The sequence below is a fragment of the Rhodopseudomonas sp. BR0M22 genome, from assembly GCF_010907035.1.
GTDB lineage: Bacteria > Pseudomonadota > Alphaproteobacteria > Rhizobiales > Xanthobacteraceae > Rhodopseudomonas.
In genome coordinates this window covers 40,219-52,000 of the sequence record NZ_QUMK01000039.1, presented here as the reverse complement: position 1 = coordinate 52,000, position 11,782 = coordinate 40,219, and the positions used below count along the sequence as shown (strand labels likewise).

The window sequence follows — 11,782 nt, the reverse complement described above, 5'->3', positions numbered from 1 at the left end:
GGCCACGGCCGGATCGGCGATCACGATGTCGGCGAGCTGCTCCTGCAGCTTGCGCATCGACTGAAACGAGATGTCGGCGGAGGCGCGGGTGGAGCCGATGACGAAGCCGGAATCGTCGATCGGGAAGTATCCCTTCGGCACCTTGATATACAGCGTCACCGTGAGCGCGATGGTGGCGACGAACACCACCATGGCCAGCCACGGCACCGCCAGCACAGCACGCAGCGTCCAGGCATAAAATCCAACGATACGGCTCAGCGTCCCCTCGACCACCCGATCGAACCAGGTCTGCTTCGGCGATTGCTCGGCGCGGATGTAGTGCGCGCAGATCATCGGCGTCACCGTCAGCGACACCACGGTCGACACCGCAATGGCGAAGGTCAGCGTCAGCGAAAATTCACGCAGCAGCCGGCCGATCAGCCCGTCCATGAAGATCAGCGGCGCGAACGCCGCAACCAGCGACAGGCTGATCGACAGCACCGTGAAGCCGATCTGCCGGGCTCCCTCCAGCGCCGCAGGCAGCGGCGCCATGCCGCGCTCGAGATTGCGGTACATGTTTTCGATCATCACGATGGCGTCGTCGACAACGAAGCCGACCGCGATCGCGAGCGCCATCAGCGACAGATTGTTGATCGAAAACCCGCTGATCCACATTCCCGCGCAGGTGCCGGCCAGCGCCAGCGGCACCGATATGCCGGCGGCGATGGTCGGCGTCAGCCTGCGCAAGAACAGCAGAACGACCACCATCACCAGGATCGCCGTTGCCAGCAGCGTCCATTGCATGTCGTCGACGCTGGCACGGATCGTGCCGGTGCGGTCGGCCAGCACCGAGATGTCGACCCCGGCCGGAATCCACCGCTTCAGCTCCGGCAGCAACGCCTTCACCCGGTCGATCGTCTCGATGACGTTGGCGTCGCCCTGCTTAGTGATCTGCATGATCACCGCCGGCTGCTTGTTGAACCAGGCGATGGTGCGGGCATTGCGGGTCGCGTCGCTGACGGTGGCGACATCCGATAGCCGCACCGTACCGTTGGCATCGCTCTTGATGACGATGCTGCGGAACTGCTCCGCCGTGCGCATCTGTGGATTGGTGGACAGCGTCTCGGTCAGCCGCGGCCCGTCGAACGAGCCGACCGGGCCGACCGGATTGGCGGCGACGATCGCGGCACGAACATCGTCGGTCGAGATGCCGGCATTGGAGAGCGCGACAGGATTGAGCGCGATCCGCACCGCCGGCTGGTCGGCGCCCGACACCGTGACGTCGCCCACACCCGGCACCTGCGAAATCCGCTGCGCCAGCACCGTATCGGCCACGTCGTAGATGGCGCTGGCCGGCATCGTCTTCGAGGTCAGCGCCAGGATGTAGACCGGCGCGGCCGCGGAGTTGAACTTGCGAAACGTGGGGAGCGTAGGCAGATCGGTCGGCAGGTCACTGACGGCGGCGTTGATCGCCGCCTGCACGTCGCGCGCGGCACTGTCGACGTTGCGGCCGATCGAAAACTGCAACTGAATCCGGGTCGTTCCCAGCGAGCTGGTCGAGGTGATCTGGTCGAGGCCGGCGATCTCGCCCAGCCGCCGCTCAAGCGGCGCCGCAACCGTCGAGGCCATCACCGACGGGGCTGCGCCGGGCCGCGAGGCCTGCACCATGATCATCGGGAAATCGACGTTCGGCAGCGCCGCCACCGGCAGCACCGCATAGGCCACCATGCCGACCAGAAACAATCCGATCGCCAGCAGCGTCGTGCCGACCGGCCGCCGAATGAACGGGGCGGACATCGACGCCATCAGCGCGCCTCCCCCGCCGGCCCGGCCAGCGGCGGTGACGGCGTGGCTGGAGGCACCGGCGGCAGTGCCCGCTCCAGCTTTCGGTTGATGCGGTCGAGCGCCAGATAGATCACCGGCGTGGTGTACAGCGTCAGCAGCTGGCTGAGCAGCAGACCGCCGATGATCGAGATGCCGAGCGGAAACCGCAGCTCCGACCCGGTGCCGCTTTCCACCGCGAGCGGCAGCGCGCCGAACAGCGCCGCCAGCGTCGTCATCATGATCGGTCGAAACCGCAGCCGGCAGGCCTCCACGATCGCCTCATAGGACGACAGCCCACGTCCGCGCTCGGCTTCGAGCGCGAAGTCGATCATCATGATGGCGTTCTTCTTGACGATGCCCATCAACAGGATGATGCCGATCAGCCCGATCACCGACAGGTCCTGACCGAACAGCATCAGCGCCAGGATGGCGCCGACGCCGGCCGACGGCAGCGTCGACAGGATGGTGATCGGGTGGATGTAGCTCTCGTACAGCACGCCGAGCACGATGTAGATCGCGACGATCGCAGCCAGGATCAGCCATGGCTGGCCGTCGAGCGCCTTGGAGAACTCGGCGGCGTCGCCGTAGAACACGCCGACAATACTGCCCGGCATCCCGATGCGCGTCTCGATCGCCTTGATCTCGTTCAGCGCCTCGCCGAGCGAGGCATCCGGTGCAAGATTGAAGCTCATCGCGACCGAAGGGAACTGCGCCTGGTGCGAGATCGCCAGCGGCGCGATGGTCCGCTTCAACTCGGCGACCGCCGAGATCGGCACCTGGGCGTCCGAAGCTCCGGGTACGTACAGCTTCGACAGGATCGATGGATCCTGCTGATAGATCGGCATCGCCTCGAGCACCACGCGATACTGGTTGGCTTGGCCGTAGATGGTCGAGATCTGACGCTGTGCGAAGGCGTCGTTGAGCGTGTCGTTGACCGTCTGGATGCTGACGCCGAGCTGCCCGGCGCGTTCACGATTGATGTTGAGCGCGGCTCGCAATCCGCCTTCCTGCGCTTCGGTCGACACGTCGCGGAACAGCGGATCGCGGCGCAGCTCGCCGAGCAGCCGATTGGCCCATTGCGACAGCAGCGCCGCGTCGGTCGCCGTCAGCGTGTATTGATACTGCGAGCGGCTGGCCTGGGTCGAAATCTGCACGTCCTGGACGGCCTGGAAGTACACCGTCATGCCGGGAATGCCGGCGACGCGCTGCTTCAGCCGTTCGATCACCTCGCCGACGTCCGATTTGCGGTCGCCGCGCGGCTTCAGCGTCAGCACCAAGCGGCCGACATTCGGCGTGGGATTGACGGACCCGGCGCCGATCACCGACACCACGCCGACCACGTCGGGGTCGGCTTCGATCGCTTTGGCGGTCTCGATCTGCCGCGCCTTCATCTCGGCGAACGACACCGCTGGCCCCGCTTCCGTCACCGCGGTAATCGACGCGGTGTCCTGCAACGGTAGAAATCCCTTCGGCGCGACCACATACAGCACCAGCGTCGCCGCGATGGTCAGGAACGTCACCAGCAGTGTGGCGGGTTGATGCTTCAGCACCCACAACAGGCTGCGGTGATAGGCTTCGGCGCCGCGGTCGATCCAGGCCGTGATGGTGGCGAGCCCGGGCACCTGCCGCTCGTCGCGGGCGTGCTTGAGCAGCCGCGAGCACATCATCGGCGTCAGCGTCAGCGACACGATTGCCGAGGTGACGACCGCGATCGTCAGCGTCAGCGCGAACTCGCGGAACATCCGCCCCACCAGCCCCGACATGAACAGCAGCGGGATGAAAACCGCGATCAGCGACATCGTCAGCGAGATCACGGTGAAGCCGATCTCGCTGGCCCCTTTCAGCGCCGCCTGCATCGGGCTTTCGCCGTCCTCCATGTGGCGGACGATGTTCTCGATCATCACGATGGCGTCGTCGACCACGAAGCCGGTGCCGATCGTCAGTGCCATCAGCGACAGATTGTCGAGGCTGAAGCCCATGAAGTACATCACGCCGAAGCTGGTGATCAGCGACAGCGGCAACGCCACGCCGGCGATGATGGTGGCGCGCATCGAACGCAGGAACAGCAGCACCACCAGAGTGACCAACACGACGCTCAAGAGCAGCGTGAACTGGACATCGTGGACCGAGGCACGGATCGTCTCGGTGCGGTCGCTGACGACGGTGAGCTTGACGCCGGCCGGCACCATCCGCTGAATCCGCGGGATTTCGGCCCGGATACCCTTGACGACATCGATGACGTTGGCGCCGGGCTGGCGCTGGATGTCCAGGATCACCGCCGGCGAGCCTTGGTACCAGGCGCCGGTGCGTTCGTTCTCCAGTCCGTCGACGATCTGCGCCACGTCGCCGATCGTCACCGGAGATCCATTGCGATAGGCGACGATGATCGGCCGGTAGGCGTCGGCCGCGGCGATCTGGTCGTTGGCGGCGATGGTGTAGGCCTGCTGCGCGCCGTCGAGCGAGCCTTTCGGTCCCGACACGTTGGCGTTGGCGATCGCGGTGCGCAGATCCTCCATCGAGATGCCGTAGGCGGCGAGCCGGGCGAGATCGGCCTGCACCCGCACGGCGGGCTTGAGACCGCCGAGCACCGAGACCCGGCCGACGCCTGAGATCTGCGCCAGCCGCTGCGCCATCAACGTGTCCGCAAGATCGCTCATGTTGCGGAGCGACACCGTCGTCGAAGTCAGCGCCAGCGTCATCACCGGAGCGTCGGCCGGGTTCACTTTGGCGTACACCGGCGGATACGGAAGGTTCTTTGGCAGGATGCCGGCCGCCGCGTTGATCGCCGCCTGCACATCCTGGGTGGCGCCGTCGATGTCGCGGTTGAGGTCGAACTGCAGCGATACCTGGCTGACGCCGAACGACGAGGTCGAGGTCATCGCGGTCAGCGACGGAATCTGGCCGAGTTGCCGCTCCAAAGGTGCGGTGATCAGCGACGCGACCACGTCCGGGCTGGCGCCCGGCAGTTGCGTCGTCACCTGCACGGTTGGAAAGTCGACCTGCGGCAGCGCCGATACCGGCAGCGCGAGATAGCCGAGCAGGCCGCCGATCATCAGCGCCACGCCGAGCAGCGAGGTCGCAATCGGACGGCGGATGAACGGCTCGGATACGCCCATGAAACTCACCTCAGCGTTGCGTACAGACGTCTCGCAGTCTGGTGTCCGCCGCCGCTGCGCGGACAGCGAACCCCGTCAGGGCGTCTTCGGGGCGCCAGACGACGCCTCGCCGGACGCCGGCGCCTGCTGCCCGGCCTCCCCGCGGTGACGCTTGCCGCGCCCCTCGCCGGCTTCTCCGCCCCCCTGGCTCTGAGCGCCGTGCGAACCGCGGCGGCGCTTCTGCGGGGCGAGATCGGCGGTCGGAACCTGGCTGGCGTCGCCGATCGTCACCTTGGCGCCTTCCGCCAAGTTGGCAAAGCCAGTGGTGACGACCCGCTCGGCCGGCGTCAGTCCATCCGCGACCACGGCCTCGGTTTCGTTCTGCTGCGTCACCTTCACCGGACGGGCGTGAACGATGTTGTCTTCGCCGATCACGTAGCTGAACGTGCCGGCCGGCCCACGCTGCACCGCCGAGACCGGCACCACGATCGCCTGCTTCAAGGTGTCGACCTTGAGCCGGACGTTGACGAACTGGCCCGGCCAGAGCTGCAGCTTGGCGTTGGGAAATTCGGCTTTCAGCTTCACCGTGCCGGTGGTCTGGTCGACCTGGTTGTCGATCCCCTTCAGCATGCCGGTGTCGATCACGGTGACACCGTCGTTGCCGAACACGTCGACCGGCAGCGGCGCCTCGGCGGCCGCGGCGTTGACCCGCACGATCTGCTGCTGCGGCAGGCTGAACTGCACCCCGATCGGCTTGAGCTGCGTCAGTACCACGATGCCCGTGGTGTCCGAGGCGTGCACGATGTTGCCTTTGTCGACCTGACGCAGGCCGGCACGGCCGGAGATCGGCGCCACAACCTTGGTGTAGCTCAGCGTCGCCGCGGCATTGTCGATCGCCGCCTGATCGGAGCGCACCTGCGCCTCGAGCTGTGCCACGGTCGCCTTCTGGGTGTCGGCCTGCTGCTTGGAGCCGGCATTGGAAGCAGCGAGTTGCTGATAGCGGGCCAGATCGATCTTTGCGTTGGCGAGCTGCGCCTCGTCCTGCGCTTTCTTTGCGACCGCCTGATCGTATTGCGCCTGATAGATCGCCGGATCGATCTCCGCCAACACATCGCCGGCCTTGACGTCCTGACCTTCGGTGAAGTTCACCGAAATCAGCTTGCCGTCGACCTGGGCACGCACCGTGACAGTCGCGAGTGCTTTGACGGTGCCGACGCCGTCGAGATACACCGGCACATCTTCGACCTTCGGCGTTGCGGCCAGCACAGGCACCGCGAGATCGATCGGCATCTTGCGCTCAGCCTGCTTGGTATGAATCGCCCGCCAGGCGACGAAGCCGAGACCGCCGAGAATCACGACCATCAGCAACAGCGAGACGCCACGGCGGCGCAGCCGTGCGCCCCACCCTTTGGGTCCGGCCCCGGTTCCGGACGTGTCGTTCGCATCCGGCTTAAAGAGCATCGGCCGTTCTTTCCATCTTTGGCTCCCAGCCGCCCCCGAGTGCCTGAAACAGACTGACGATCGCCTGGAACCGCGCAAGCTGCGTCTGGATCAGCGCGTCCTCGGCCTGGAACAGCGTGAGCTGCGTGTTCAGCACCGTCACGATGTCACTGGTGCCGGCGCGAAGCTGTTGCTCGGCGAGATCGAACGCACGCCGCGACGATGCCACCACCTCGCGCTGCAGCCGCAGCCGCTCGGTGTTCTGCTTGATCGACTCCAGCGCGTTGTCGACATCGGCGAACGCCGACACCACGGTCTTGCGATAGGTCTGCAGCAGTTCTTCCTGCTGCGCCCTGGTCAGGTCGAAATTGCCCTGAATTTTGCCGCCGTCGAAGATCGGCTGCGTAAGTCCGGCGGCGATATTGGAAAAGGTCGCCTGCGGCGTGAACAGCGAGGCCAGCGCTGCGCTCTGATAGCCGCCCTGGGCGGTAAGCTGGATCGTCGGGAAGAACTGCGCCCGCGCGCTGCCGACATTGGCGGTAGCCGAAGCGAGTTGCGCTTCCTGCCGGCGGATGTCCGGTCGCTGCGTCAGAAGATCGGACGGCAGTCCGGGCGTCACCCGCGGCGACGACAGCCTTGCCAGCGAACCGCCGGCGATCTTCACGCTCTCGGGCGGACGCGCCACCAGCGTCGCCAGCGCGTTGACGTTCTGCGCCAGGGTCAGCCGCAGCGGCGGCAGCGCGGCCCGCTGGTTCGCCAACACGCTCTCCTGCTGCGCGACATCGAGGTCGGTGCCGGTGCCGGCTTTGAGGCGCTGTTTGATCGCGTCGAGAATCCGGCTGGCGCTCTTGATGTTGTTTTCGGCCGTGCGAATCCGGTCTTGAGCCGCGAGCACTTGGAAATACGCGTTAGCAACGCTGGCCATCGTGGTCAGCATCACCGTGTCACGGTCGAACCGGTTGGCGGTGGCGGTCTCCTCGGCCGCGAGCGCGGCGTCGTGGTTCTTGCCCCAGAAGTCGATTTCGTAGGAGGCGCTGAGCGACGACGAATAGGTGCTGTAGCGGCGGCCTGCGATCGTGGTGTTCGAGATGTTCGAGCCCGAGGTTTTGACCTGGCTGCCGTTGCCGGTCCCGCTCAGGCTGGGCAGCAGCGCCGCGCCGGTGATCCGCGCCTGCGCGTCCGCCTGCCGAATCCGCGCGACGGCGGCGGCGACGTCGAGATTGACGGTCTGCGCCTCTTCCATCAGTTGCGTCAGCTCGGCCGACCGGAAGCCGCGCCACCAATCCAGCGCCGGCGGCTTCTCGACCGTGGCTCGTGACGCAGCCTTGTAGCGATTCGGCAGATCGAGCGCCGGATCCGGCAGGTCCTGGGTGAGGATGCAGCCGCCAGACGCAGCGACCAACGCCGAGGCCACCACCAGGCGGGCTCCGCGACCAAGGTAGCGAAGTGTGGTGCTCATGCTGGGCGCGATCCATCCCCCGGCGCGGCGTAAAGCCGCGCAAGCCGCGCCATGAAAGATTTCGGCGCACGATGTTCTCTGCCAGTCACTTGCAACTCGATCCTGGAAAACGATGGTTTGAAAGCCGAGTGCCATTGTAACTGGCGGAAACGCTGGCGCACAGGCCCGTCAACGCTGCACTCGGTGACAAGTTGTTTCCAGCGCGCGGGCGTCCAGGTCGCCTCCTCACGACGCTAGTCCCGATTCCATCGGTATTCCCTCGGCTTGACGGCTTCGCCGAATGCGGCAAATCTTACGAAGATTTCATCTGGTGATACGGCCGTCCGAGAACGATTCCCTGCCCGCCCTTCGATTTTTTTCGCTGCCGGACGTGCTGAAACTCTCGCCCTTGGATGCCGTAGCTCGGTCGCCGGTGGGCTAGAGGGGGCTTGGAATGCGCGTCGCTGTCGTTGGAACGGGAATTGCGGGGAATGCCGCCGCATGGGCGCTGTCGCAGCGTTACCCTGTCACGGTTTACGAGCGCGAGCTGCGCGCGGGAGGCCACAGCCACACGGTCACGGTCGATTACGACGGCACCGCAATTCCCGTCGACATCGGTTTCATCGTCTACAACCAGCTCAACTATCCCGACCTCACCGCGATGTTCGCGCATCTCGGCGTCGAGACCGTCGAAAGCTGCATGAGCTTTTCGGTCAGCGCCGATGCCGGACGATTCGAATGGAAGGGCGGCGGCTCGAACTGGCTCGAAACCGCGGACGGGCTGTTCGCACAACGTCGCAACCTGCTGTCGCCGTCGTACCTGCGGATGCTTCGGCACATCCTGGTCTTCAACGAAAAGAGCGTCGAAGACTTCAAGACGGGCGCGCTCGATGGCCTCTCGCTCGGCGACTATTTCAAGCAACGCAAATTCGCGCCGCGGCTGCTGACCGACTATCTGGCGCCGATGGGCGCGGCGATCTGGTCGGCACCGGCGTCCGAGATCCTCGACTTCCCGGCCGAGAATTTCGTCGCGTTCTTCAACAACCATCGGCTGCTGCACTACGAGCGCCCGATCTGGCGCACGGTGAAAGGCGGCAGCGCGCGCTATGTCGAGAAGCTGACCAGCGCCTTTAAGGACGACATCCGGCTTGGCGCCGCGGTCACCGCGATCGAGCGCTCGGCGAAAGGCGTGGTCGTCCGCGACAGCCTCGGTGGCGTCGGCATCTACGACCACGTCGTGATCGGCGCGCACAGCGATCAGGCGCTTGCGATGCTGGTCGACGCCAATGACATCGAGCGCGAAGTTCTCGGCAGCATCGGCTATGCACCGAACATGGTGTACCTGCACCGCGATCCGCGATTGATGCCGAAGCGCAAGCGGGCCTGGGCATCATGGAACTTCCTGCGCTGGCAGCGCGAGGGATCGCCGGTCAACGACGTCGCGGTCACCTACTGGATGAACCGGCTGCAGGGCATCGACGCCAATAAGCCGCTGTTCGTCAGCCTCAATCCGCCGTTCGAGCCGGCCCCGGAGCTGACCTTCGGACGCTATGCCTGCGACCATCCGCAATATACTGCCAAGGCGTTCGCCGCGCAGCGCCGCGTCGGCGAGATTCAGGGCCATCGCAACACCTGGTTCTGCGGTGCCTGGACCGGCTACGGCTTCCACGAAGACGGTCTTCGGTCTGGCCTCGCGGTCGCCGAACATCTCGGAGCGCCGGTGCCGTGGCGCGGACCGCCGCCGGAATTCCGCGAAGCAGCCGAATAGCCATGTCTCCCCTCGCCGCGCCCGCCCCCTCCAAACCCGGCGCTCCCCCACCCGCGGCCGCGTCGCTGTATGTCGGCGATGTGATGCATGCGCGGCTGAAGCCGCTCGGGCATCGCTTCCAGTACCGGGTGATGTCGCTGCTGATCGACCTCGATCGGCTCGACGAGGCGGATCGGATGTCGCCGCTGTTCGGCATCAACCGTCGTGCGCTGTACAGCTTCCGCGAGACCGATCACGGCCCGCGGGACGGATCGTCGCTGCGCGCTTACGCTCAGGCCAGCGCCGCCGCGCAAGGCGTCGATCTCAGCGGCGGCCGGGTGCTGCTGCTCACCTACCCGCGGGTCCTGGGTTACACCTTCAATCCGTTGTCGGTCTATTTTGGCTACGATTCCTCTGGCGCGCTGGCGGTGGTGATCTACGAAGTCCGCAACACCTTCGGCGACATCCACCCTTACGTGTTGCCGGTGCGCACCGGTCAGCTCGGTCCTGCCGGCCTGCGGCAGGAGCAGGACAAGCTGTTCTACGTTTCGCCCTTCATCGAGATGGCGATGCGTTATCACTTCCGTATCGTGCCTCCCGGAGACATCGTGCGTCTGCGGATTCTCGAAACCGACGCTGAAGGTCCTGTGCTTTCAGCCACCTTTGCGGGCACGCGCCGCGCATTGTCGACGGCGTCGCTGCTGCGAGCATTCCTGTCGCTACCGATGATGACGTTCAAAGTGATCGCGGCAATTCATTGGGAAGCGCTGCGATTGTGGATCAAGGGCGCCAAGCTCGTTCCACGTCCTGCGTCACCGTCACCCCCGCCTGGCTTTGCAGCCAGCAATCACGATGCTTATACTCCATGAAAGGTGAGCCCGGCGTTGCATCGTTGAGCCGGGCGCGAACGATGGAACGGAAATGTCCGAGTTAGTAGCGCTGACCCCCGACAACGTCGACGCCCGCGTGGCCGATCTGCCGCGGGTGGTGAGGATGGCGCTGGCCTTCGGCGCTCGCCTCCAGCGCGGAACGCTCGACGTCACCCTGCCCGACGGCCGTCGCTTCCGCCTCGGCGGCGCCGAACCCGGTCCCGCGGCCGAGATGCGTCTGCATAGCTACGGCTTCGCCTCACGGCTGATCAATGGCGGCGACATCGGCATCGCCGAAGCCTATTTGAACCGCGATTGGGACACGCCCGATCTCACCCAGTTCCTGTATCTGTTCTGCGTCAATCACGAGCTGATCCAGGCGATGCTCGCCGACAATCCGCTGATGCGGTTCGTGCAGATGGTCCGGCACTGGTTCAACCGCAACACCAAGCGGCAGGCCAAAAAGAACATCTACGCCCATTACGATATCGGCAATGAATTCTATTCGGCCTGGCTCGATCCGAGCATGACGTACTCGTCGGCGCTGTTCGAGGATCACACCCACGATCTGACCGCGGCGCAGATCAACAAATATCAGCGGCTCGCCGAAGCGATCGACCTGAGGCCGGGGCAGTCGGTACTGGAGATCGGTTGTGGCTGGGGCGGTTTTGCAGAATACGCTGCGAAGACCTTCGACGTCCGCATCGTCGGGCTGACGATCAGCCGGGAGCAGCGCGATTTCGCACAGCAGCGGATGTTCGAAGCCGGCCTCGCCGACAAGGTCGAGATCAGGCTGCAGGATTACCGCGACGAACGCGGTCGCTACGACCGGATCGCCTCGATCGAGATGATCGAAGCCGTCGGCGAAGAGTTCTGGCCGAACTATTTCTCACAGTTGCGCGATCGGCTGATGTCGGGTGGCCTGGTCGGAATCCAGGCCATCACCATCCAGGACCGCTTCTTCCAGGCCTATCGCCGCGAGGTCGACTTCATCCAGCGCTATGTGTTCCCTGGCGGGATGCTGCCCTCCCCGAGCGTGCTGAAGTCGCTCGGCGAAACGTTCGGTGTGCCTGTCGTGCGTGAACGGGTGTTTGGAGAAGATTATGCCAAGACGCTCGCCACCTGGAGAGACAATTTCCGCGCGGCATGGCCGAACCTGACCGCGCAGGGATTTGACGAGCGCTTCCGCCGGCTGTGGGAATACTACCTGTCGTATTGCGAGGCCGGTTTTCTGTCGGGCAACATCGATGTCCGCCAGGTGATTTTCGCGAAAGCCGGCTGATCCGCGGGTCGACTGCCATCGCAACTGCTCAGTGCGGCGGCAGTCGTGCCTTGTCTGGCGCCGTTCGGTCTCCTAATTTGAGGGCCCGCAACGTCACCAGCCGGACAG

The 11,782-nt window shown here is 65.3% G+C and carries 7 protein-coding genes; 3 read left to right on the top strand and 4 right to left on the bottom strand.

Annotation, left to right across the window (positions count from 1 at the left end; all coding sequences use genetic code 11):
* The 4 genes from DY468_RS14215 to DY468_RS14200 form a co-directional block, all read right to left on the bottom strand.
* A partial coding sequence (locus DY468_RS14215) for an efflux RND transporter permease subunit (RefSeq protein ID WP_205512321.1) occupies window positions 1-1,785 on the bottom strand: 1,785 nt, incomplete at its 3' end.
* Window positions 1,785-4,919 (bottom strand): efflux RND transporter permease subunit, encoded by a 3,135-nt coding sequence (locus DY468_RS14210; RefSeq protein WP_164605457.1) that lies wholly within the window; start codon window positions 4,917-4,919, stop codon window positions 1,785-1,787. The genes DY468_RS14215 and DY468_RS14210, both read right to left, overlap by 1 nt.
* Before the next feature lie 75 nt (window positions 4,920-4,994).
* On the bottom strand, window positions 4,995-6,359 hold the full coding sequence (locus tag DY468_RS14205; protein WP_164605456.1) for an efflux RND transporter periplasmic adaptor subunit: 1,365 nt from the start codon (window positions 6,357-6,359) through the stop codon (window positions 4,995-4,997).
* On the bottom strand, window positions 6,349-7,797 hold the full coding sequence (locus DY468_RS14200) for an efflux transporter outer membrane subunit (protein WP_164605455.1): 1,449 nt from the start codon (window positions 7,795-7,797) through the stop codon (window positions 6,349-6,351). The genes DY468_RS14205 and DY468_RS14200 overlap by 11 nt, the downstream gene beginning before the upstream one ends.
* Window positions 7,798-8,230: 433 nt before the next feature.
* Here DY468_RS14200 and DY468_RS14195 point away from each other — a divergent pair, with 433 nt between their 5' ends.
* From DY468_RS14195 to DY468_RS14185, 3 genes are read left to right on the top strand one after another with little or no spacing between them, the layout of a single operon-like run.
* Window positions 8,231-9,544, top strand: a complete 1,314-nt coding sequence (locus DY468_RS14195) for an NAD(P)/FAD-dependent oxidoreductase (RefSeq protein WP_164605454.1) — start codon at window positions 8,231-8,233, stop codon at window positions 9,542-9,544.
* A gap of 2 nt (window positions 9,545-9,546) precedes the next feature.
* Window positions 9,547-10,392 (top strand): DUF1365 domain-containing protein, encoded by an 846-nt coding sequence (locus DY468_RS14190; protein ID WP_164605453.1) that lies wholly within the window; start codon window positions 9,547-9,549, stop codon window positions 10,390-10,392.
* Window positions 10,393-10,444: 52 nt separating this feature from the next.
* Window positions 10,445-11,674, top strand: coding sequence for an SAM-dependent methyltransferase (locus DY468_RS14185; protein ID WP_164605452.1), 1,230 nt, complete (start codon window positions 10,445-10,447; stop codon window positions 11,672-11,674).
* The last annotated feature ends 108 nt before the right edge of the window (window positions 11,675-11,782 follow it).